The organism is Candidatus Sulfotelmatobacter sp., assembly GCA_035504415.1.
Classification (GTDB): Bacteria; Vulcanimicrobiota; Vulcanimicrobiia; order Vulcanimicrobiales; family Vulcanimicrobiaceae; genus Vulcanimicrobium.
In genome coordinates, this window is record DATJRY010000021.1 from 116,441 (window position 1) to 138,733 (window position 22,293).

Here is a 22,293-nt window from a genome sequence, read left to right on the forward strand (position 1 = left end):
CGGGACCTGCTCGAAAACGGCTGCAACGCGCCGAATCAAGAGTCCCGACGATTCGCCGGGCTCGGACTCGACGCGAACTTCTGGGGAGTTCACGGCTCGCTCACGAGTGTAGCGAAGCCGCGGCGGCGAGGGACCTCTCCGGCTGGGGAGGATCGCGGGCTTAGCGGACCGCCTGGTAGACGAGGTCGCGCAGCAGCGCGCGGTAGTGGATGCGCTGCAGCGGCGCCTGCAGCATCAGCACCGTCACCAGCTCTTCGGCCGGATCGACCCAGAAGTAGGTCCCCGAGATGCCCGACCAACACCAGTCGCCGACCGAGCCGGGCGAGGGATTGCGGCCCGGCGCGGTGCGCACCGCGACGCCCAAGCCGAAGCCTTGGCCCAACTCCGGCAGCGGCGCGCTGATCCCGAGCCGCGCGGTCCAGGGCGCGTAGGCGATCTGCGGCGGCAGATGGTCGGCGGTCATCAGGGCGACCGAGCTGCGCGCCAAGATGCGCGTCCCTTCGAGGATGCCGCCCTCGGCCAGCGCGTGCGCGAAGCGCGCGTAGTCGCCGGCCGTCGAGAGCAGCCCACCGCCGCCCATGATCCAGCGCGGCGGATTCACGGGATCGTACAGGTAGCGCAAATCAGGGCGTTCGCCGGTGCCGGGATCGACCTGCGGCCAAGCCAGCCGCGCATCATCGCCCTCGGGCAGCCGGAAGGCGGTGTCGTGCATCGCCAGCGGCCCGGTGATGCGCTCGGCGACGAACGCGTCGAGCGACATCCCCGAGACGACCTCGACGACGCGCCCGAGCACGTCGATCGACATCCCGTACTCCCACGTGCTGCCGGGGTGCGAGGCCAGCGGCAGCGCGGCCAGCTTGACGCTCATCTCCGCGTTCGTCTGGCGCGGATCGGTGACGTTGGCCGCGCGGTACGCGCGCTGCACGAGCGAGTCGCCGAACGCGCCGTACGTCAGCCCCGAGGTGTGACGCATGAGGTCCTGAACGGTGATGGCGCGGCGCGGCGTCACCAGCTCGAGCGTGCGATTCTCGCCTTCGCCGCGCTCGATGCCGACCTTGACGTCACCCCATTCGGGCAAGTAGTCGGCGAGGTCGTGATAGGTCTGCAGGCGGCCTTCTTCCGCCAGCATCAGCGCCGCGACGACGACCATCGGTTTGGTCATCGAGGCGGCTCGGAAGATCGTGTCGAGCGCCATCGGCGCTTCGGCCTCGCGGTCGCGGTACCCGAACGCGCGCAGATACGCGGTGCGGCCCTTGCGCGCGATCAGCACGACCGCGCCGGGGATCGCGCCGGCCGCGACGTCGCGTTCGAACGCGTCGGTCAGCCGCGCCAGGCGTTTGGCCGACAGGCCGACCGCCTTCGGCGCGACCGTTTCAGCGGCGGCGATCGATCGCATCGAGCGCTCCGGGGTTGTCGAGCGCGCTGAGGTCGCCCAGATCCGTCGCGCCGAGGTAGCGGCCGCGCGCCACGCGCCGCATCACTTTGAGATTGCGTGTCTTGGGCAAGTCGTCGACGAACTGGATCGCCTTGGGCCGCAGCGATTTGCCCATCACGCGATCGACGATCGCGAACAGCTCGGCGCGCAGCGCGTCGCCCTCGTCGGCGGCGTTCTTGGCCACCGCCAGCACGACCACGACGTCGCCTTTGATCTCGTCGGGCACCGCGATCGCCGCCGCCTCTTTGATCTTCGGGTGCGAAACGACGGCGCTCTCGAACTCGGCCGGCCCGACGCGCTTGCCGGCGACGTTGATCGTGTCGTCGCTGCGGCCGCGGATGAACCAGAAGCCGTCGGCGTCGACCTCGCACCAGTCGCCGTGCACCCACGTGTCGGGGAAGCGCTCCCAATACGTCGCCAAGTAGCGCGCATCGTCGGCCGTGTGCGGATCGCCGCCCCAGAACGACTGCGTCATCCCCGGCCAGGGCTGCGTGACGACCAGCTCGCCGACCGCGCCGCGCAGCGGCTTGCCCTGCGCGTCGTAGACGTCGGCGATCATACCGGGGACCGGGCCGTGGAACGAGTTGGGGACCAGCGGCAGGGTCGGCACGCAGCCGACGATGCCGCCGCCGATCTCCGTCCCGCCCGAGTAGTTGATGATCGGCGCGACGCCGCGTCCGACGTGCGTGGCGAACCACTTCCACGGCTCGGTGTTCCACGGCTCGCCGCTCGAGGCGAGGATGCGCAGCCCGGAGAGGTCGTGACGCGCCGGCCATTCGTCGCCGTGCGCCATCAGCGAGCGGATCGCGGTCGGCGCGATCCCCAAGTGGGTGACGGCATGGCGCGCGCAGATGCTCCACAGCCGATCGGGATGCGGATAGTCGGGCGTCCCCTCGTAGAGCATGATCGAGGCGCCCAGTCCGAGCGAACCGAACACCAGCCACGGGCCCATCATCCAGCCCATGTCGGTGAACCACAGCATGCGATCGCCCTCCTTCACGTCCATGAGGAGGTATTGATCGATCATCGCTTTGAGCGGGAAGCCGCCGTGGACGTGGTTCGCGCCCTTCGGCTTGCCGGTCGAGCCGCTGGTGTAGAGCAGCATGATCTGGTCGTCGGCGCCGGTGTGCTCGTAGGTCGCGAGCGGCTGCGCCCGCGCGACGGCTTCGTCCCAGCGCACGTCGCGGCCGGGCGTCATCGGCACGTCCAGGCCGATGCGCGGATAGACGAGCACCGTCGTCACGCTGGGCGCCTGCGCGAGCGCTTCATCGGCGACGACTTTGCTGACCACCGGCTTGCCGCGGCGAGTCACGCCGTCGACCGTCATCAGCACCTTCGCGCCGGCGTCGGCCAGCCGCGTCGCCAGCGCGTCGGGGCCGTACCCCGAGAACGCCGGCACCGCGATCGCGCCGATGTACGCGATCGCGAGCAGCCCGATCGCCGTCTCGGGGATCAGCGGCATGAAGATGCCGACCCGGTCGCCTTTGCGCACGCCGGCGTCGCGCAGCACCGTCCCCAACCGCGCGACCGCGTCGCGCAGCTCGCGGAACGTGTAGCGGCGCTCGGCGCCGTCTTCACCTTCCCAGACCAACGCTTCGGCCGAGCCCAGGCCACGGTCCACCCAACGGTCGAGACAGTTCGCCGCCGCGTTCAGCCGCGCGCCGGGGAACCAGCGCGCGAACGGCTTGCCGCGCTCGAGGTCGAGCACGCGTTCCGCGGTCGTGTCCCACCGCAGCCGCAGCTTCTCGACGAGCCGCTCGTAGAAGCCGGGCAGATCGCGCTGTGCCGCGTCGAGCAAGCCGCGATATCCCTCGACGCCGAGGGTGTGCGCGAAGGCGGTCAGGTTCGCGCTCGCGACCTGTTCGGCGGTCGGGTTCCAGCGTTCCAAGGTCGGCGTCGCGCTCATAGCTCGCCTGCGGTTCCCTGAGCGTCGAGCGCCCCCCTCGGACCCGAAACGGTGGAGCAAGGCAAGCGTACCGCCCGCGGGCTATTCGACACGAGCAAGGACGACCGTTCCGAGCGTCCGGCAGAGCCCTCGGCCAGGTGCGTCGAACCAGCTGGGCTATGTCGATCGCTCCGCCTCGCACCACGGCCTCCGACGAAGAGGCGATGATCCTCGACGTCGTTCGCGACCTCGTGAAAGACCGCGTCGAACCGCGGGCCGCCGAGATCGACGCGACCGGCGAGTACCCGTGGGACATCCAGAAGCTGTTCGCCGAGAACGACCTGCTGGGGATCCCGTTCCCGGCCGAGTTCGGCGGGTTGGGCGGCTCGTTCGTCACCTACGTCAAGGTCGTCGAGGAAGTCGCCAAGGCGTGCGCGTCGTCGGCGCTGATCATCGCGGTGCAAGAGCTGGGTGCGCTGCCGATCATCATCGGCGGCAGCGACGAGCAGAAGCAGCGCTGGATTCCGGACCTGGCCAGCGGCAAGAAGATCGCGGCCTACGCGTTGACCGAGCCGGGCTCGGGGTCCGACGCGGCCGGCTCCATGCGCACGCGCGCGGTCAAGGACGGCGAAGACTACGTTCTCGACGGCACCAAGATCTGGATCACGCAGGGCAGCGTCGCCGACGTCGTCACCGTGTTCGCGGTCACCGATCCGACCAAGGGCGCCAACGGCATCACGGCGTTCGTGGTCGAGAAGGGGACGCCGGGCTTCGTCGTCGGCAAGACGGAAAAGAAAATGGGGATCCGCGGGTCACCGACCAACGAGCTGGTCTTCACCGGCTGCCGCGTCCCCGCCGCCAACCGGCTCGGCGCCGACGGCGAGGGCTTCAAGATCGCGATGAAGGTGCTCGACAAGTCGCGGCCCGGTATCGCCGCGCAGGCGCTCGGCATCGCACAGGGCGCACTCGACTACGCCACCGAGTACACCAAACAGCGCGTCGCGTTCGGCAAACCGATCTCGCAGCAGCAGGGCCTGCAGTTCATGCTGGCCGACATGAAGACCGAGGTCGAAGCCGCACGCCTGCTGCTCTACACCTGCGCGCAGAAGTGCGACGAGGGCGCCGCCGACGTCACCACCTGGGCCGCGATGGCCAAGCTCAAGTGCGGCGACGTCGCGATGAGCGTCACCACCGACGCGGTGCAGCTGCTGGGCGGCTACGGATACTCGACCGAGTACCCCGTCGAGCGGATGATGCGCGACGCCAAGATCACGCAGATCTACGAAGGGACGCAGCAGATCCAGCGCGTCGTCATCGCGCGCGCGATGGTCGGAAAGTGGACGCCGCCGAAGGCGGAGTGACCGCTCCCCACGGGTACGACACCAGCACGTGAACCCGTCCGAGTCGGCACACCTTCCCCAAGTATCGCTCAATCGCTGGCAGTGGGCCCGGATGGTGGTCGTCGGCTTCTGCGCGGCGATCGTGCTGGGGCGGGCGGTGCCCGACGTGGTGCGCCTGGTCTACCCGCTGCATCTGTTCGGTTACGTGACCAACGGCAACGGCGTCGTCATCTCCGTCGAGCGCAACGGGCCGCCGCTCAAGGGCGGCGACCAGATCCAGCTCGGCGACCGCGTACGGATCGACCGTATCCAACCCTTCGACCGCAAGGGCGGTCTGGTCGGGACCGGCTACACGTACGATAACCCCGAGCGCTTCTTGCCGGTCGAGCGGCACGGGCAAGAGCGCATCTTGCACCTGCTCTCACGCCCCGAGCCGTTCGTCAACCGCTTCCTCCTGCTGACCCGCATCCTGCTGCTGGTGATCGCGGTCGGCATGGGCGGCATCCTGTTCCTCGCCAAACCCAGCATCTCGACCGCGGCCTTCTTCGCCTACTGCTTGACGGGCGTCACCGCGCCCTCGACCTACGCCGACTACGCGATCCCCAACCCGTGGCGGCCGATCGTGCCGTGGATCGGCGACGAGATCCAGGGCGCGGTGCGGCCCGCGCTGCTGCTGTTCGCGTTCTGTCTGATCGACGGCGACGCGGACGTCGCGCGCGAGCGGTTCATGGCCGTCGTGTGCGGCGTGCTCGCGCTGGCGCTGGGGACGCTGCAAGCCTACAGCTCGTGGCTGGTGACCTACGCCGCCCGGCCGGCCGAGACGCTCACGCTGTTCACCAAAGAGGCCTCGCTGGCGGTCGGGGGCGTCTGCGTGATCGTGTTCGCGATCGCGTTCCTCACCTCGCGCGGCGATCGGCAGCACCGCATCGGGTGGGTCGCGATCGCCTTCCTGGTCGCCGGCCTCGCGCACCTGATCTCCGACACGTTCTATCCGCAGCACATCTCCGGCTTCTTCAACGTGCTGCTGATCTCGACCGCGATCATCCCGGTCATCGTCGTCTGGATCGCCGTCGTGCGGCACCGTTTCTTCAACGTCGACTTCGTCGTCAGCCGCGCGGTCGTCTACGTCGCGCTCACCGCCGGGCTCATCGGGACGATCTCGATCACCGAGGAAGTCGGCACCTACATCTTCTACCAGAACACCAACCTCGCGTACGGCGTCTTGATCGTCATCTCGATGGCGATCGGCTCGATGACCGGCAAGCTGGCCGAGCTGGTCGATGATTTCGCCGACCGCTTCCTCTTCCGCGGCCGCCGCGCGCAGCGCTTGGCGCTCGAGTTCATCGCCGGCTACATCCTCGACGCCGAGACCGAGGCCGACGTCCATCGCGCGCTCTTGCAGGACGCGGCGCACGCGCTGCAGCTCTCCTTCGGCGGCATCTTGGCGCGTCAGCCCGACGGCGGCTACGTGCTGGCCGATCACTTCGGCTGGCCGGAGGGCTTGGTCTTCAAGCTCGGACCGAACGACGAGCTGACCCGCGCCATCACCCGCACCCGCGGCGCACTGACCTTCAGCGGCAAGGACACGCGGCTGATCCAAACCTCGTTCCCCAACGAGCAGCTGGCCTTCGCGGCGCCGCTCTTCTTCGACCGCGAGGTCAGCGGGATCGTCGTGTACGGCCACAACGTCAGCGGCCTGGATCTCGACCCCGACGAGCGCGAGCACCTCGTCCGCGTCGTCGCCCACGCCTCGATCGCGCTCAACGGCATCGCGCTCGCCCGCTACCGCGCCGCCGCGCTGGCCGCGAGGTCGGCCGCCGCCGCGAGCGGCTAGTGCCCGACGCCCTGGTAGCGGTCCAGGCCGAAGCGCCAGAACGCGTAGGCGATCGCGACGAAGACGACGCCGATGACCGGCGTCAACAGGCCGACGAGGGGCGGGAGCGAGAGCGCCGCTTCGGGCTTGCCCAGGAAGAACGTCGCCGGGAAATAGTTCATGAAGGCGAACGGGAAGACGAAGGTCAGCACGACGCGCACGGCGCGCGAGTAGATGCTCAGCGGGTAGCGGGTGAACTCCTGTTCGAGCTGCACGAAGATCCAGCGCATCGCGTCGACCCGCACGACCCAGAACGCGGCGGTCGAGATGGCCAGGTTGAGCGCCAGATCGATCAGCGCGCCGCCGATCACGATCAGCGGCACGAACACGACGAACAGCAGGTCGATGTGGACGCCGCTGTAGATGCAGGCGGCGACGAAGGTCAGGATCGCCAGGATCAGCTCGTCGGGGAAGACTTGGCCGGGCGTCGCGATCGCTTGGAAGAGCGCGTCGAGCGGGCGGACCATGATGCGGTCGAACTCGCCCTCGCGGATGTGGTCGGGCACGTCGGAGACGGCCGAGAAGAGCGTGTTGTGCAGCGCGTGCGCCAGCATCCACAGGGCGTACAGGAACGCCATCTGCTTGAAGTTCCAGCCGTTCATCTCGGGGAACCGGGTCAACACGATCCACAGCGCCGCCAGCGCCGAGCCGTGGTAGACGAACGTGAACAGAAACCAGATCAGGAAGTTCTCGCGGTACTCCAGCGTGGTGAGCACGTTGATGCGCCAGTACTCGCGATAGACGTTGGCCATGCGCGCCAGCGGAGAACGCATCCTCAGCCGCCTTGCGCGACGATGCGCCGCGCGCCGGCCCGCCACATCAGCCCCGCCACGATCGCCAAGACGACCGCCCACACCGCTTGCACGCCGACCGCCGCGAGCCAGCCCGCGGGCGGAATGACGCCGACGTAGATCAACAGCGGGGTCGAGAACATGGCCGCGAACGGCAGCACGAAGACGATCTTCTGCAGCACGACCGGGAAGAGCACTAGCGGGATGATCTCGCCGCCCAACAGGTCGGTCAGCCAGGTGACGATCAGCTGGACCGCGCTGATCTCGAGCGTCCAGAAGGCCGTGCAGTTGAGGATGAAGTTGATCCAAAAACCGACCAGGTAGCCCAGCACGAAGCTGAGCGCGAACATCGCCAGGGTCGCCGCCGGCGGGACGTCGATGTGGACGACCAGCAGCGCCAGCACCAGCGACGGGACGATCAGCACCGCGTGGAAGAGCACCTCGCCGGTGCCGTCGGCGAAGAACCCCAACGCAACGTTGATCGGCTTGAGGAAGTCGCTCACGATCGTGCCGTCGTGCAGCCGGTCGTGCAGCGCGCGGGTCTGGTCGATGTCCATCACCAGGCCCATCAGCAGCGCCACCGCCGAGTAGGTGATCACCGCGTGCAGCGGCAGCTCGGCCGGCGTGGCATTGTGCGCGTAGAGCGCCGACCACACCATCTTCAACAGGTACAAGCGCACCAGCACCGAGCCGATGCTGGTGAACACGTCGAAGCGGTACGTCGCCTCGCGCGCCATCGCCCGCGAGGCCAGCGCCAGGTACGGCGCCCAGCGAAATTTCGGCCGCGTCGTCGCGAGGGTGGCCGTCACGACGGCGTCCCCGCCGCGCCGTCTTGGTAGCCCTCGAGGTAGATGCGGCGCACGATCCCGTCGATGTCGGGCTCGATCAGCTGCAAGTCGCTGATCTCGCAGCACGCCATCACCTGGCGGATGATCGCCTCGGCCGAGGTGCGGCGGCGCTCGAAGCGCAGCCGCACGACGTTGCCCTCGCGGCTTTCGACCTCCGCGCCCTGCACGTCGAGCGGCTGATCGGGGTTCGCCAGCGTCACGACCAGCGTGCGGTGGGTACCGTACTCCTCGCGCAGCCGCTCGAGGCCGCCGTCGTAGATCACCGCGCCCTCGTCGATCAGGATGACGCGCCGCGCCAGCCGCTCGACGTCGGCCAGGTCGTGGGTGGTCAAGATGACGGTCGTGCCGCGCTCGCGATTGATCTCCGCGATGAACGTGCGGATCGCTTCCTTCGCCAGCACGTCCAGGCCGATGGTGGGCTCGTCGAGGTAGACGATCGGCGGATCGTGCAGCATCGCGGCGGCGAAGTCGCCGCGCATCCGTTCGCCCAGCGAGAGCTGGCGCACCGGCGTGCTCAGGAACCGCTCGAGGTCGAGCAGCTCGGCGAACGCCTTCATGTTCGCGCGATAGCGGTCGGCCGGCACATCGTAGATCGCGCGCAGCAGCTCGAACGATTCGCGCAGCGGCAGGTCCCAGTACAGCTGGCTGCGCTGACCGAAGACGACGCCGATGTTCTGCGCGTTCGCCTGCCGCTGCTCGAACGGGACGACGCCGGCGACGCGCAGCTGCCCCGACGTCGGCACCAGGATGCCGGTCAGCATCTTGATGGTCGTCGATTTACCGGCACCGTTCGGACCGAGATAGCCGACCAGCTCGCCCGGCTGCAGCGTGAAGCTCACGCCGTCGACCGCGACGGTCTCTTCGAACTCGCGCGAGAAGAGCGCCTTGACGGCGCCCGCCAGACCGGGCTGTCGTACGATCGAGCGATAGACCTTTCGCAGGTCGACGGCTTCGATGATCGCCATGCGTTGCGTGCGGCCTTTCCATGACCTACGCGCTGAAGCATTGTGAGGGATGGGCGGGAGGTCCCGGCCCCGGCCGGGGGGAACCCGCCAGCACCGACATGCGTTGTCGGTCTCCCGGCTCGTCGTCTTCGACGGGGCCGAGGTCGCGTACGAAAGGGGGTGTCCCAGCATGGCTGCCAAGAAGAAGGTCGCGAAGAAGAAGCCCGCCTCGAAGTCGAAGAAGAAGAAGTAACCTCTTCTCCTCAAACTTCACCGATTATCGATACGAAGACTTTACGTCATTATTCGAGAGAAAGCGCGGCCGGCAACGACCGCGCTTTCTTGTTTGTCTCGCGCGCGGTCACGAGCCGGTCGACGCGAGCTCGGTCAGGCGCCGCAGGTTCGACTCCATCCCGCCGGCGATGCGCCGCGCGGCCGGATCCACCAGCAACCCCGCCAGCGGGCCGCTGCCGGCGACGGTCTGCGTGACCTCGGTTCCCGCACCGGTCGTTCGCAGGTCCCAGCGCAGGCGCAGCGCCGCGAGCGGACCGACCGTCACCAGCAGCGCCAGCGTGCGGCCGGGGACGACTTCTTCGACCCGCAGCGCGGTCTGCGGCGCGCCCTTCGGCTTGGTGGTGACGACCGTTCCCGCCGCCAGCTCGCCCTCGAGCGTCATCCATTCGACGCCCGGGTTCCAGCGCGACCAGCCGCGGCCGTCGAGCAGCACCGCCCACACGCGGTCGGGTGCGGCGCCGGTCGTGACGGCGGCGGTCGCGCGGACACTCACCGCAGCGTGCGCTCCCACCACGCCAGCATCGTCGCGTCGACGTAGCGGGTCTGGTCGACGCCGCTGGGGCCATGCCGCATCCCCGGCACCACGCGGTAGTCCACCACCTTGCCGCTCCGCATGAACGCCGCCAGCAGCGTCTGCGAGTTCATCAGGTGGACGTTGTCGTCGGAAGCGCCCTGGATCACCAGCAGCGCCGATTGCAGCCGGCCGGCCGCCGGCAGCACGGCGGCTCGGTCGTAGACCGCCGCCTGCGCCTTGGGCATCCCCAAGTACCGCTCGGTATAGGCCGAGTCGTAGAAGCGCCAGTCCGACGGCGGCGCCCCGGCGATCGCGCTGTGGAACACGCCCGGCGCGTGGGTCACGGTGTAGGCCGTCAAATAGCCGCCGTAGCTCCAGCCGTACAGCCCCAGCCGCGCCGGATCGACGAAGGGCTGGCGGCGCAGCCAAGCGGCACCTGCCAGCGGACCCGCGATCGCGATCGTTCCCATCCGGTGCGAGAACAGCGCCGCGTTGGCGCTGCGATCGTTGCGCGAGGCCGGACCGTCGACGGTGAAGACGATGAAGCCGCGCTCGGCCAGCAGCTGGTCGAACAGCCCCGGCCAGCGGTCGTCGGAGGGGACGCCCCACGAGACCGGCAGCGGTCCGCCGTAGACCGTGACGATCACCGGGTAGCGCCGGCTCGGATCGAACCCGGGCGGCACGATCATCCAGGCGTCGAGCGGCCCGTGCGCCGAGGGGATCTGGAGCAGCCGCGGCGCGCCCAGGTCGAAGCGCGCCAACGAGCGGCTCGTGAAGACGACGGCCTTCCCGCCGCCGATCGTGCGACGGTAGACGACCGGCGGCTGCCCGAGCGCGGACCAGGTGTCGATGAACGTCCGGCCGCGCGGAGGCATGACGACCGCGTGCGCGCCCGGCTCGGGCGTCAGGTCGGCCGGTGCGCCGCGCCCCAGCGGAAAGCGCAACAGCGCGTGGTCGCGACGCGTCGGCGCGAGCGCGTCGACGTAGACGGCCCCGTGCGCCTCGTCGAGCTGCGCGACGTCGCCGACCGGCGTCGTCCCGGTCAGCAAGCGCGCCGCGCCGTTGCGCGCGTCGATCAGCCACAGCCCCGCGACGCCGCTGCGCGTCGAGATCCAGAGAAAGCGCCGGCCGTCGCGCAAGAACTGCGGCGCGGGCGCGACCTCGAGGAAATGCGCGTCGGACTCGCGCAGCAGCGTGCGCGGTACGCCGCCGCCGGCCGGAAACGCGGTCAGACGCAGATGCTGTTGCGCGCGGTCGAGGATCTCGTCGACGACGGCGTGCCCGTTCGGCGTCCAGGCGAACGAGACCAGGTATTCGTCGCGCGGCGCGCCGTCGTAGAGCGTGCGCACCGCGCCGCCGCCCGCGGCGACGACGCGCAGCGAGACGTGCGGGTTCTTCTCCCCCGCCAGCGGATAGCGCTGGTGCTCGACGCTGTTGTCGGGCACGTCGAGGTACTGCTGGATCGGATAGTCGGTGACCGGCGTGTCGTCGAAGCGCAAGAACGCGATGCGCGTGCCGTCGGGCGACCACGCGTAGGCGTGCGAGACGTCCATCTCCTCGCTGTAGAGCCAGTCGGGATCGCCGTTGAGCACGCTGGCCGAACCGTCGCGCGTCAGGCGCGTCGTGCGGCCGTCGGCGAGCCGTACGATCTCCAGGTCGCCGTCGTGGACGAAGGCGACGCGGCTGCCGTCGGGCGACCATTGCGGGTCGTCGGCACCATGGGCCAGCACGTGCGGATGGCCGCCGGCGGCGTCGGCCACGTCGAGCGCGTCGCCGTCGACGTACGCGATGCGCCGCGCGTCCGGCGACCAGACGATCTGGCCGATCGCGCGCGAGCGGCTGCCGCGCTGCGAGCTGCGCGCGGCGAACAGCGGGCGATCGCTGCCGTCGCGCAGATCGTGCAGCCAGAGCTGGGGCGGGGCGTGCGGCCGGGTGGCCGGAACGGTGTAGACGTAGCGCGAGCCGTCGGGCGCCCAGGTGAAGCCGTTCGGCGGCCGGCCGGTGGCCGGGACCAGCCCGGCCACGTCGTCGACGGTGAGCTGTTCGCCGGCGAAGGCCGGCGGCGCCGACCAGCCCAGGACCGAGGCGACCGCGAGCAGGGCAACGACGAGGCGAACGAGCAACGGACGACTCCCGATGGACGATAGCGAGCAGAACCCGATCGTCGCGATGGCGCAGAAGATCCGCGCACGCCGCGAGTTGGGAGCGGCGATCGATTCGGCGACCGCCGAGACGCCCCCCGGTGCGGCCGGCGATGCGGCGGCGCGTTTCGCCGCGCTGGGCGAGGTCGTCGCGCTGGGGGCGAAGCGCCTCAACGCGATCCTCGGGCGCAAGAACGGCATCACCGTCGTGCGCTTGAACGACCCGCCACGCCTGCGGATCCGCTTTCGCGACCAGCGCATCGCGCTCGACCTCGAACCGCAACAGCAGCTGGTGCTGGTGAGCGGCGCGGGCTTGGACGGTGAGTACCAATTCGTCGAGAGCGCGACGCCGGCCCTGATGAACCTCTCGCGGCTCTCGACCGAAGCCGGCTACGGCGAGACGCTGACCGGTTCGGGTTTGCTCAAGACGATCGCCGCGGACGCGGAGCTGCCGCGGCCCGCCCACCTCGACGAGCCGGGGCCGATGCGCTTCTGACCCCGCGCGCCGCGACCCGTTCGGCGAGCGCGCGGGCGACCAGCGGGCGCGACGGACACATCGTCACCGGACACGTGCCGCACAGCGGCGTCGGCGCCTTGCAGACCTGCCGGCCGTGCAAGATCAGCCAGTGGTGCGCGAAGCGCCACTTCTCACGCGGCACGAGCGCCGTCACGTCTTCTTCCACCCCGCGCGGCGTCGTCGCCAGCGTCAAGCCGAGCCGGTGCGCGACGCGAAACACGTGCGTGTCGACGGCGAACGCCGCTTCCTCGAAGGCGACCGACATCACGACGTTAGCCGTCTTGCGGCCGACGCCGGGCAGCGCTTCGAGCGACTCGCGATCCGCCGGGACCTGGCCGCCGTGCTCGCCCATCAGACCTTGCGCCGCCGCGATGATGTTCTTGGCCTTCATCCGGAAGAAGCCGCACGACTTGATGATCTTCTCGACGTCGAGCTGCTTCGCGCGCGCCAGCGCGGCCGCGTCGGGATATTTCGCGAACAGCGCCGGCGTGATCAGGTTGACCCGCGCATCGGTGCACTGCGCGCTCAAGATGACCGCGACCAGCAGCTGGAACGGGTTGGTGTACTCGAGCGCGGTGACGGCGTGCGGGTAGGTCGCTTCGAGGATCGCCAGCTCCGCGCGCGCGACGGCACGGGTGACCTTGCGCTTGGGGAACGGGATCGCCACGGGGTGGGACGTTCGCGCCCCGCGAGCGATTCCTAGCTTCCACGACGAGCCTGCCCGCGAGCGATAGCGATCGCTCGCGGGCAGTTCACCGATGCCGACTACTTGTTGTCGAACACCGCCAGGACGGTCGTGCCGCCGACGCAGGGCGAGGCGCCGGTCGGAGCGGTCACGCAGTCGATCGCGAACAGCGACACGCCGGTGTAGTTGGTGACGCCGATCGGCGGGATCGCACCGGTCGTGTCGGGTTGCGTCGGGGGCTGGGTGCCGCCCACGATCGCGCTGGACGCCTGCACGTTGTACGTCGGCGTGAGCGGCGAACCGGCCGTCGGCGTCGTGGCGTTGCCCGGTGAGGGTCCGACCGAGTATTCGACCACGCCGGTGCCTTGCGAGCTCACGACGTCACCGACCGGAACGACCGGCTCCACGGTCGTCGCGCTGGCGGGATACGACGTCGTCGAGATCAGCGTCGTCGCCGGCACGCCGTTGGCGTCCGCGCCCCACGAGATGTTGCTCACGCCGGTCGCGTTGAGAGCCGGCGAGGCATGGTGCAGCCGCGCAGCGCCGGTGTTGGTGTACGCTTCGTCGTTGAAGACCAGGCAGGTGTGGTTCGCGCCGCTGCCCGCGACGACGATCGTGTAGTTCTGGCCGCCGTTGAGCGTCGGAATGCTGCACACCGGGAGATCGGTGGTCCCCGACGACGGGTTGTCGACTTCGAAGTTGTACGTGCCGACCGAGTAGCCGGCGAACGCCGTGATCGCGCCGTACGCGAAGTTCGACGCCGCCGGCGTCGTAGGCCGCGTACCCGAGCTCGGCCAGAACAGATAGTTGATCGTCGCCAGGTCGGGCGCGGCGTTCAGGAAGCGCACCTGCGCGTCTTGCGCGGAGACGCCGGTGTTGACGACGCTCGACCCGTTGCCGCCGCACGCGGCGAGCGCGAGCGTCGAAACAGCGAGGAGCGTAGCGAGACGGAATCGTTGCATTGCTGGGAGTGCCTCGTTTGCTTGAATGGTGAAGGCTCGGTACCGCCGACGAGCGGCACGTACACGTGGGACGAGTCGGTCGCATCCTACCTCGCCATCGCGCGAAGCAAACTTTTCGCCGATGAGAAATCGCTGAGTGTTGAACCTCAGCGCAAGCGAACGGCCGTATCGTCACGCGCGACGATGCCCTCGCGCACCAGTGCGTCGACGACGCTCGGGATCTCCGGCAGCCGATCGGGCGGTACGACGCCGGCCAAATCGCGCTGCAGCGCGTCGATCGCGAGCGTCTGCCCGCTCGCGACGTCGCGCAAGCGATCGATCACGCGCCCGCGCAAGAAGCGCGTCGTGCGTTCGAACGGGATCGCTTCTTGCGGCGTGCGCCGAGCGTGCGCTCGCGCCCGTTCCGCCAGCGTCACGGCGTCGACCGGGGCAGCAGCGCACGCGTCGCGCAACGGACAGACCAGGCACTTGGCGGCGCGCGCCGTGCACAGCGTCGCACCCAGATCCATCAGCGCGGAGTTCCAATCGTGCGCGGTGCCCGCCGGCACGCCGGCGCGCAAGAGCGCGTCGAGCGTGCGGTCGTCGGCGAGCGGCGGATGCTCGAGCCCGTACGCGACGCGGTGCGCGACGCGCCGCAGATTGACGTCCACCGCGGCGTCGTCGTGCTCGAACGCGAACACGCGGACCGCGGCGGCGGTGTAGGCCCCGATCCCGGGCAGCGCGCGCAGCGCGTGCGGGTCATCGGGCAGCACGCCGCCGTGACGCTCGACGACCAGCCGGGCCAGGGCGTGCAGACGCTGCGCGCGGCTGTTGTAGCCCAGCCCGCGCCACGCGCGGATGACGTCGGCCGGCTCCGCCGCGGCCAGCGTCGCGAAGTCGGGAAAGCGGGCGATGAACGCCTCGTAGAGCGGGATGACGCGTTCGACTTGCGTCTGCTGCAGCATCGACTCGCTGATCAGCACCCGGTAGGGATCGCGAGTACGGCGCCAGGGCAAGTGCGTGCGGCCGTGGCGCGCGTACCACGCCAGCAGCGCGGCCGACGGAAACGGCGTGCTCAGCGGGCGGCCTCGCCGATGCGGCGGATGCCTTCTTCGATCTGCGGGCGCGAGACCGGCGTGATCGCGAGGCGGAAGTTGTGGTCGCCGCCCGACTGCGCGTAGAACGCCTCGCCGAACAAGAACGAGACGCCCAAGCGCTCGGCGTTGGCGAGCAGCACGCGCGCGCGGATCTCGCGCGGCGCGGTCGCCCACAGGTAGTAGCCGCCGCCTTCGCGGCTGACGCGCATCCCCGCCGGCCAGTGGCGCTCGATCGCCGCGTACGCCAGCGCGCGGCGCGCGACGAGCTCCTCGCGCAGCCCGGCGACGTGCGCCTCGTAGCCCGACTGCAAGTAATCGTGCACGCCGGCTTGGATGTACATCGACGAGGCCATGTCGTAGGACTGTTTGCGCAGCAAGAGGCGCTCGTAGATCGTGCGCGGCGCGACGATCCAGCCCAGCCGCAGCGAGGGCGCGATCGTCTTCGAGAACGACGAGAGGTAGATGACCGACTCCGCGTCGCGCGCGCGCAGCGGCGGCAGCGCGGGCTGCGCCAGCTCGCCGTACGGATCGTCTTCGACCAGCGGCACGCCGTAGCGTTTGGCCAGCGTGACCAGCCGGTCGCGACGGTCGGCGTTCATCGTCACGCCGGTCGGGTTGTGCAGCGCCGGCATCGTGTAGATGAAGCGCGGCCGCCGCGTGCGCAGGATCGCCTCGACGTGGTCGACGCGCATGCCGTCCTCGTCGACCGGGACGGAGATCGCGCGCAAGCCGGCGATCTGGAAGATCTGCAGCGCCCCCGGATAGGTCGGCGCCTCGACGACGATCTCGTCGCCCGGCTCGGCCAGCGATTGCGCGACCAGCGTGATCCCTTGCGTCGAGCCGGTCAGCATCAGCACGTCGCGCGGGTCGACCGCGCAGCCGCGCTCGCGCATGCGCAGCGCGATCGCCTCGCGCAGCGGGCCGTAGCCCTCCGAGTCGCCGTAGGTCAGCACGAAGTTGACGTCGCCGCCGACCCGCGCGAACGAGCGCGCGAGATCGGCCAGCGGCGAGGGGTCCGCCGGCGGCACGCCTTGCACGAAGGCGATCAGGTCGCCGTGCTCGATCGCGGCCAACTCGCCCAGGACGGCCGGAAACTGGCCGACCCGCCAGGGCGGCAGGGTCACCCACCACGGCACCGTCGCGGCCGACCGGTCGGGCTGACCGGTGCGCAGCGTCGAGGCCACCCGCGAGCCCGAGCCGACGCGCTGCTCGATGAGGCCGTCGGCGGCCAGGTCGCGGTAGGCGTGCACGATGGTCGAACGGTTGACGTCCAGTCGCTCGGCGAGCGTCCGCTCGGGCGGCAGCCGGGTCCCCTCCGGCAGCGCGCCGGCCAAGATCTGCTCCCGCAAGCGCTCGTAGATCTGGCGGTAGATCGGGACGATGCTGCCACGATCCAAGTCGAGCGAGAATTCCGACCATCCGGTCCGCATGAGCGGTCCATTCGCCATGTGGCTCCGTCCAATCCCGCCAATCAGCGCCAAATCGGCGGAATTGGATGGCAATCGGGCACGATTGGCGGACGGAACGGCAGATTGGCCGCGCTACAATGGCTCGGAACGCACGAGCCCCGGAGCCCGTCCATGATCGATTTGCCCGTCCCCCCGACCACCGCGAACGGCGCTGCCGCCGGCACCTCGGCCACCCAGCCGGATCCGCAAGAGACCCGCGAGTGGCTCGACGCCCTCGACGGCGTGATCGAGGAAGAGGGGAGTGCCCGGGCCAGCGACCTGATCGAGTCCGTCGTCGAGCACGCCGCGATCCGTGGGGTCCGCACGCCGGCCGCGCAGACGACGCCCTACGTCAACACGATCCCGGTCGAGCAGCAGCCGCACTTCCCGGGTGACCTCTCGGTCGAGGAACGGCTGCGCCACTACGTGCGCTGGAACGCGATGGCGATGGTGGTGCGCGCCAACAAGGACGGCGGCGACCTGGGCGGTCACGTCGCCTCGTTCTCGTCGGCGGCGACGCTGGTCGACGTCGGCTTCAACCATTTTTGGCGCGGCCCGCAGTACATGAACGGCGGCGATCTGGTCTACTTCCAGGGGCACTCCTCGCCGGGCGTCTACGCGCGTGCGTTCCTCGACGGACGCTTGAGCGAAGAGCAGCTGCAGAACTTCCGCCGCGAAGTCGACGGCAAGGGGCTGCCCTCGTATCCGCATCCGTGGCTGATGCCGGACTTCTGGCAGTTCGCGACCGTCTCGATGGGCTTGGGTCCGCTGCAAGCGGTCTATCAGGCGCGCTACATGCGCTACCTCGAGCACCGCGGCTTGATCGAGCCCAGCGACCGCAAGGTATGGGCGTTCGTCGGCGACGGCGAGATCGACGAGCCGGAAACGTTGGCCGGTCTCGCGTTGGCGACGCGCGAGGGACTCGACAACCTGATCTTCGTCGTCAACGCGAACCTGCAGCGCCTCGACGGGCCGGTACGCGGCAACGGCAAGGTCATCCAAGAGCTCGAGGGTCTATTCCGCGGCGCGGGCTGGAACGTCATCAAGGTCATCTGGGGCTCGCGCTGGGACCCGCTGCTGGCCGCCGATCACGACGGCGCGCTGGTGCGGCTGATGGGCGAGACGCTCGACGGCGACTATCAGACGTACAAGTCGCGCGACGGCGCATACGTGCGCGAGCACTTCTTCGGCCGCTATCCGGAGACGCGCGCGCTGGTCGAACGCTACACCGACGACGAGGTCTGGGCGCTCAATCGCGGCGGCCACGATCCGCTCAAGGTCTACGCCGCCTACAAGGCCGCGAGCGAGCACAAGGGCGCGCCGACGGTCATCATCGCCAAGACGATCAAGGGCTACGGAATGGGATCGGCGGGCGAGGGCATGAACATCGCCCACCAGCAAAAGAAGCTGATGGTCGAGCAGCTGCGCGCGTTCCGCGACCGCTTCTCGATCCCGATCTCCGACGCCGACCTCGAGAAGGTGCCGTTCATCAAGCCGCCGCCGGACTCGGCCGAGGCCGAATACCTGCGCGAGCACGTCGCCAAGCTCGGGCACGTCCCGGCGCGCCGGCGCAACGTCGAGCAGCCGCTCGCGGTGCCGGAGCGCGCCGCGTTCTCGGCCCTCGCGGAGGCCAGCGGCGAGCGCGAGTTCTCGACGACGATGGCGTTCGTGCGCACGCTCTCGACGATCTTGCGCGACAAGACCGTCGGCCCGCGCGTGGTTCCGATCGTCGCCGACGAGTCGCGCACGTTCGGCATGGAGGGGATGTTCCGCCAGCTCGGCATCTACTCGCGGCTCGGCCAGCTGTACCGCCCGCAAGACGCCGATCAGCTGATGTGGTACCGCGAGGACAAAGCCGGACAGATCCTCCAGGAAGGGATCAGCGAAGCCGGCTCGATGTGCTCGTGGATCGCCGGCGGCACCTCGTACTCGACGCACGGCGTGCAGACGCTGCCGTTCTTCATCTTCTACTCGATGTTCGGGATGCAGCGCATCGGCGACTTCGCCTGGGCGGCGGGCGACATGCGCACGCGCGGCTTCCTGCTGGGCGGAACGTCGGGCCGCACGACGCTCAACGGCGAAGGGCTGCAGCACGAAGACGGTCACTCGCACCTGCTGGCGGCGGCGATCCCCAACTGCGTCCCGTACGATCCGACCTATGCGTACGAGGTCGCGACGATCGTCCAGGACGGCCTGCGCCGCATGCTGGCCGACCAGGAAGACGTCTTCTTCTACGTCACGCTGCTCAACGAGAACTACGCGCATCCGGCGATGCCCGAGGGTGTCGAGGATCAGATCTTGCGCGGCATGTACCTGCTACGCGAGGGCAAGGGCAAGAAGAACGCGCCGCGCGTGCAGCTGATGGGCTCGGGCTCGATCCTGCGCGAGGTGCTGGCGGCGGCCGACCTGCTGCGCGAGGACTTCGGGGTGGTCGCCGACGTGTGGAGCGCGACCAGCTTCACGCTGCTGCACCGCGACGGCGAGTCGACCGCGCGCTGGAACCTCTTGCACCCCGCGCAGACGCCACGGCGCGCGTTCGTCGCGCAGCAGCTCGACGGTCACGAGGGTCCGATCGTCGCCTCGACCGACTACGTCAAGACGTTCGCCGAGCAGATCCGGCCGTTCGTCGAGGGCCGGCGCTTCCACGCGCTGGGAACCGACGGCTTCGGTCGCAGCGACACGCGCAAGCAGCTGCGGTCGTTCTTCGAGGTCGACCGGCGCTGGGTCGCGCTCGCCGCGCTCAGCGCGCTGGCCGACGAGGGGACGATCGAGCGCGCGAAGGTCGCCGAGGCGATCGCGAAGTACGACCTCGATCCCAACAAGCCCGAACCGACGACCGTCTGATGGCGACGATCGAGCTGAAGGTCCCCGACCTGGGCGACTTCCACGACATTCCGGTCATCGAAGTGCTCGTGCAGCCCGGCGAGAGCGTCGCCAAAGACGCCGCGCTGGTCACGCTCGAGTCCGACAAGGCGACGATGGAAGTCCCGGCGTCGAACGCCGGCACGATCCGCGAGCTCAAGGTGAAGGTCGGCGACAAGGTCTCCGCCGGCACCGTCATCGCGACCGTCGAGTCCGCCGATTCCGCCCCCGTTCCCGCGCCCGTCCCGGGTGCGAGCGCGCCGACCAACGGCGCCTCGGCCGCACCCGCACCCGCGCCCGCGCCCGCGCCGCCACCGGCGGCGAGCGGCGAGGGCGTCGTCGAGCTGCGGGTGCCGGATCTCGGCGACTTCCACGACATCCCCGTCATCGAGGTGCTCGTGCAAGCCGGCGAGAGCGTCGCCAAAGACGCCGCACTGGTGACGCTCGAGTCCGACAAGGCGACGATGGAAGTCCCCGCGTCGAGCGCCGGAACGATTCGCGAGATCAAGGTGAAGGTCGGCGACAAGGTCTCGGCCGGAACCGTCATCGCGACGGCGACGACGAACGCGCCGGTTGCCGCCGCCGCACCGTCGATCCCCGCGCCGGCCGCGCCGGCGACACCGGCTCCCGCCCCGCCGCCCGCGGCCGCGGCACCGGCTGCGCCCGCCGCCGGTAACGGCAAGCCGTCGACGAACGGTCTGCCGCCGGTGAGCGTGACCGTCGGCCCCGTGCACGCCTCGCCGGCGATCCGGCGTTTCGCGCGTGAGCTGGGCGTCGATCTCGGTCGCGTGCGCGGCAGCGGCCCCAACGGCCGCATCACGCGCGACGACGTGCAAGGCTTCGTCAAGGGCGCGCTCGCCGCGCCCACGCCGTCGGCACCGACCGCCGGCGCCGTCGGCGGGTTCGGCTTGCACCTCCCGCCGTGGCCGAGCGTCGACTTCGCGAAGTTCGGCCCGATCGATCGCGTCCCGCTCACGCGCATCCAGAAGATCAGCGGTCCCGCGCTGGCGCGCAACTGGGTGATGATCCCGCACGTCACCCAGAACGAAGACGCCGACGTCACCGAGCTCGAAGCGTTCCGCAAACAGGTCAACGGCGAACGCAAGGACGTGAAGGTGACGATGCTGGCGTTCTTGATCAAGGCCGTCGTCGCCGCGCTCCAGCGCTACCCGGTGCTCAACTCCTCGCTCGACGGCGAGGAGCTGGTCCTCAAGCGCTACTATCACATCGGCTTCGCCGCCGACACGCCGCAAGGTCTGGTCGTACCCGTCGTCAAGGACGCCGACAAGAAAGGCATCCTCGAGCTGGCGCGTGAGACGGCGGACCTGGCCGCGAAGGCGCGCGACGGGAAGCTCGGACCGAACGACATCAACGGTGCGACGTTCACCATCTCCTCGCTCGGCTCGATCGGCGGCACCTACTTCACGCCGATCATCAACGCGCCGGAAGTCGCGATCCTCGGTGCCGCGCGCGCCGAGATCCGACCGGTGTGGGACGGCGCCGCCTTCGTGCCGCGCCTGATCCAGCCGCTCTCGCTCTCCTACGACCACCGCGTCGTCGACGGCGCGCTTGCCGTCCGTTTCTGCGTCGCGCTCAAAGAGGGACTGGGCGACCTGCGCCGCACGCTGCTCTAGTCGCGCACGAACGTTACGGCAACTCCTCACGATCTAAAAGGTCACGCCCTCGGCCGATGAGCGCGGCGGTGATACGCGAGCCAGGCGATGAGCACGGCACAGGTAACGGATAGCCACACCGCCGCATTATCGTACGGTACCCATTCAACACGCCTCATGCGGACTGGGACGAACGGGTTAAACCACGCTCCTACAAAGACCGAGATAAGGACGAGCAGGACGATGCGCGCGTTCCAAAACAAATACGCTGCCGTAAACCACGCGGCAAGGACGATCAGCCGGCCAAACTGATAAAATGAATATGGATGATAGCCGTAAGAACCCATATCGTGGAGTCGCCACGCCGCAAGCAACAGCAATAGTATGGCCGTGATTTCGATCGAGCTAGTCGAGAACCGCTTCATGAACTTGTTACTGGGAGCGACGCCGCCGTCGCGAGCGGTTCCTTGGGGTTCGGCCCGTATTTGTTCATTCCGGACTGGCTATCTTCGCAATAGAATATCAAGAGCACGAGGGCCCCGATCAACGGGATAAACGATAGCAGTAGCCACCAGCCGCTCTTGCCCGAGTCGTGCAGCCGTCGTACCTTCACCGCAAGGTAAGGCAAGAGCAACGGCAATGCCAGGAGATCGAATAGACCTTCACTCGTACTGTCGTCAGCGCCCGCCGCGGCTCCGCACAAACCTATGGCGAAGGCCGCAACCGCTAGAAATAGAGATGTGAAAAGCACGAAGTACCAGTACTCCCGCCTCCGTGCTCGGCCGCGAAACACGGCGTATTTTCGAATCGCTGCCCACCACCAGCCCATCAAGTTATCCTCTGAGTGACGTCGCGCGCCGCTTCTCGTAAAACCGCGTACCATAGCGGATATGCCGTCGACTGCCCGGTGAAAGCACGTAGGCTAGACATGCGACAAGAAGTGCAGCAGGCAGAACTGCAACCCAGCGAACGCTTCGGCATAATCTGCGTCACCTCCGCGCGATCCCCGGCGGTTGCAGCGACTCTCGTGCCTGGTCGTCAACGCCGGACCCGTTACGCCCGAAG

Annotated in this window: 17 protein-coding genes; 5 read left to right on the forward strand and 12 right to left on the reverse strand. The window is 69.1% G+C overall.

Annotation, left to right across the window (positions count from 1 at the left end; translation table 11 throughout):
• Positions 1 to 160 precede the first annotated feature (160 nt).
• Together VMD91_18385 and VMD91_18390 are read right to left on the reverse strand one after the other, a co-directional pair.
• The gene (locus tag VMD91_18385; GenBank protein ID HTW86045.1) at positions 161 to 1,396 is read right to left on the reverse strand and encodes a serine hydrolase domain-containing protein; all 1,236 of its coding nucleotides are present in this window, start codon (positions 1,394 to 1,396) and stop codon (positions 161 to 163) included.
• Positions 1,374 to 3,341, reverse strand: coding sequence for an AMP-binding protein (locus VMD91_18390; GenBank protein HTW86046.1), 1,968 nt, complete (start codon positions 3,339 to 3,341; stop codon positions 1,374 to 1,376). Before VMD91_18390 ends, VMD91_18385 begins: the two co-directional genes overlap by 23 nt.
• 158 nt (positions 3,342 to 3,499) lie before the next feature.
• On the opposite strand from VMD91_18390, the gene VMD91_18395 reads away from it, so the two are divergent.
• Both VMD91_18395 and VMD91_18400 read left to right on the forward strand, forming a co-directional pair.
• The gene (locus VMD91_18395) at positions 3,500 to 4,681 is read left to right on the forward strand and encodes an acyl-CoA dehydrogenase family protein (protein HTW86047.1); all 1,182 of its coding nucleotides are present in this window, start codon (positions 3,500 to 3,502) and stop codon (positions 4,679 to 4,681) included.
• 28 nt (positions 4,682 to 4,709) lie between these two features.
• On the forward strand, positions 4,710 to 6,494 hold the full coding sequence (locus VMD91_18400; protein HTW86048.1) for a hypothetical protein: 1,785 nt from the start codon (positions 4,710 to 4,712) through the stop codon (positions 6,492 to 6,494).
• Here VMD91_18400 and VMD91_18405 read toward each other — a convergent pair.
• The 5 genes from VMD91_18405 to VMD91_18425 all read right to left on the reverse strand — a co-directional run bounded on the left by VMD91_18405 (position 6,491) and on the right by VMD91_18425 (position 12,047).
• Positions 6,491 to 7,306, reverse strand: a complete 816-nt coding sequence (locus tag VMD91_18405) for an ABC-2 family transporter protein (protein HTW86049.1) — start codon at positions 7,304 to 7,306, stop codon at positions 6,491 to 6,493. The two genes, VMD91_18400 and VMD91_18405, sit on opposite strands and share 4 nt — an antisense overlap.
• Before the next feature lie 2 nt (positions 7,307 to 7,308).
• Positions 7,309 to 8,133: an ABC-2 family transporter protein gene (locus tag VMD91_18410; GenBank protein HTW86050.1), complete on the reverse strand. Its 825-nt coding sequence runs from the start codon at positions 8,131 to 8,133 to the stop codon at positions 7,309 to 7,311.
• On the reverse strand, positions 8,130 to 9,137 hold the full coding sequence (locus VMD91_18415; GenBank protein ID HTW86051.1) for an ATP-binding cassette domain-containing protein: 1,008 nt from the start codon (positions 9,135 to 9,137) through the stop codon (positions 8,130 to 8,132). The genes VMD91_18410 and VMD91_18415 overlap by 4 nt, the downstream gene beginning before the upstream one ends.
• A 340-nt stretch (positions 9,138 to 9,477) precedes the next feature.
• The gene (locus VMD91_18420) at positions 9,478 to 9,903 is read right to left on the reverse strand and encodes an SRPBCC family protein (protein ID HTW86052.1); all 426 of its coding nucleotides are present in this window, start codon (positions 9,901 to 9,903) and stop codon (positions 9,478 to 9,480) included.
• Positions 9,900 to 12,047: a DPP IV N-terminal domain-containing protein gene (locus VMD91_18425; GenBank protein ID HTW86053.1), complete on the reverse strand. Its 2,148-nt coding sequence runs from the start codon at positions 12,045 to 12,047 to the stop codon at positions 9,900 to 9,902. Before VMD91_18425 ends, VMD91_18420 begins: the two co-directional genes overlap by 4 nt.
• Before the next feature lie 13 nt (positions 12,048 to 12,060).
• Between VMD91_18425 and VMD91_18430 the strand changes: the two genes are divergently transcribed.
• Positions 12,061 to 12,561 carry a hypothetical protein gene (locus tag VMD91_18430; GenBank protein HTW86054.1) on the forward strand — a complete coding sequence of 167 codons (501 nt, stop codon included), beginning with the start codon at positions 12,061 to 12,063 and terminating at the stop codon, positions 12,559 to 12,561.
• On the opposite strand, the gene nth is transcribed toward VMD91_18430, so the two are convergent.
• From nth to VMD91_18450, 4 genes are all read right to left on the reverse strand, one after another.
• Positions 12,488 to 13,249 carry an endonuclease III gene (gene nth / locus VMD91_18435; GenBank protein ID HTW86055.1) on the reverse strand — a complete coding sequence of 254 codons (762 nt, stop codon included), beginning with the start codon at positions 13,247 to 13,249 and terminating at the stop codon, positions 12,488 to 12,490. The genes VMD91_18430 and nth overlap by 74 nt on opposite strands.
• A gap of 98 nt (positions 13,250 to 13,347) precedes the next feature.
• Positions 13,348 to 14,229 (reverse strand): DUF4397 domain-containing protein, encoded by an 882-nt coding sequence (locus VMD91_18440; protein ID HTW86056.1) that lies wholly within the window; start codon positions 14,227 to 14,229, stop codon positions 13,348 to 13,350.
• Positions 14,230 to 14,375: 146 nt separating this feature from the next.
• The gene (locus VMD91_18445; protein HTW86057.1) at positions 14,376 to 15,224 is read right to left on the reverse strand and encodes a hypothetical protein; all 849 of its coding nucleotides are present in this window, start codon (positions 15,222 to 15,224) and stop codon (positions 14,376 to 14,378) included.
• A gap of 59 nt (positions 15,225 to 15,283) precedes the next feature.
• Complete coding sequence (locus VMD91_18450) at positions 15,284 to 16,735, reverse strand: PLP-dependent aminotransferase family protein (protein ID HTW86058.1); 1,452 nt, start codon at positions 16,733 to 16,735, stop codon at positions 15,284 to 15,286.
• A 150-nt stretch (positions 16,736 to 16,885) separates the two neighbouring features.
• Between VMD91_18450 and aceE the strand changes: the two genes are divergently transcribed.
• Positions 16,886 to 19,597, forward strand: a complete 2,712-nt coding sequence (gene aceE / locus VMD91_18455; protein HTW86059.1) for a pyruvate dehydrogenase (acetyl-transferring), homodimeric type — start codon at positions 16,886 to 16,888, stop codon at positions 19,595 to 19,597.
• Positions 19,597 to 21,249 (forward strand): dihydrolipoyllysine-residue acetyltransferase, encoded by a 1,653-nt coding sequence (aceF, locus tag VMD91_18460; GenBank protein HTW86060.1) that lies wholly within the window; start codon positions 19,597 to 19,599, stop codon positions 21,247 to 21,249. The genes aceE and aceF overlap by 1 nt, the downstream gene beginning before the upstream one ends.
• A 41-nt stretch (positions 21,250 to 21,290) precedes the next feature.
• Here the strand turns inward: aceF and VMD91_18465 are convergent, their stop codons facing one another.
• The gene (locus VMD91_18465) at positions 21,291 to 21,653 is read right to left on the reverse strand and encodes a DUF6804 family protein (protein ID HTW86061.1); all 363 of its coding nucleotides are present in this window, start codon (positions 21,651 to 21,653) and stop codon (positions 21,291 to 21,293) included.
• Positions 21,654 to 22,293 lie beyond the last annotated feature (640 nt).

Excerpts from the sequence above, each read along its gene's own strand:
- VMD91_18385 (HTW86045.1), bottom strand. The coding sequence starts at position 1,396 with ATGCGATCGATCGCCGCCGCTGAAACGGTCGCGCCGAAGGCGGTCGGC.
- VMD91_18390 (HTW86046.1), bottom strand. The coding sequence starts at position 3,341 with ATGAGCGCGACGCCGACCTTGGAACGCTGGAACCCGACCGCCGAACAG.
- VMD91_18395 (HTW86047.1), top strand. The coding sequence starts at position 3,500 with ATGTCGATCGCTCCGCCTCGCACCACGGCCTCCGACGAAGAGGCGATG.
- VMD91_18405 (HTW86049.1), bottom strand. The coding sequence starts at position 7,306 with ATGCGTTCTCCGCTGGCGCGCATGGCCAACGTCTATCGCGAGTACTGG.
- VMD91_18415 (HTW86051.1), bottom strand. The coding sequence starts at position 9,137 with ATGGCGATCATCGAAGCCGTCGACCTGCGAAAGGTCTATCGCTCGATC.
- VMD91_18430 (HTW86054.1), top strand. The coding sequence starts at position 12,061 with ATGGACGATAGCGAGCAGAACCCGATCGTCGCGATGGCGCAGAAGATC.
- VMD91_18440 (HTW86056.1), bottom strand. The coding sequence starts at position 14,229 with ATGCAACGATTCCGTCTCGCTACGCTCCTCGCTGTTTCGACGCTCGCG.
- VMD91_18450 (HTW86058.1), bottom strand. The coding sequence starts at position 16,735 with ATGCGGACCGGATGGTCGGAATTCTCGCTCGACTTGGATCGTGGCAGC.
- aceE (HTW86059.1), top strand. The coding sequence starts at position 16,886 with ATGATCGATTTGCCCGTCCCCCCGACCACCGCGAACGGCGCTGCCGCC.
- aceF (HTW86060.1), top strand. The coding sequence starts at position 19,597 with ATGGCGACGATCGAGCTGAAGGTCCCCGACCTGGGCGACTTCCACGAC.
- VMD91_18465 (HTW86061.1), bottom strand. The coding sequence starts at position 21,653 with ATGAAGCGGTTCTCGACTAGCTCGATCGAAATCACGGCCATACTATTG.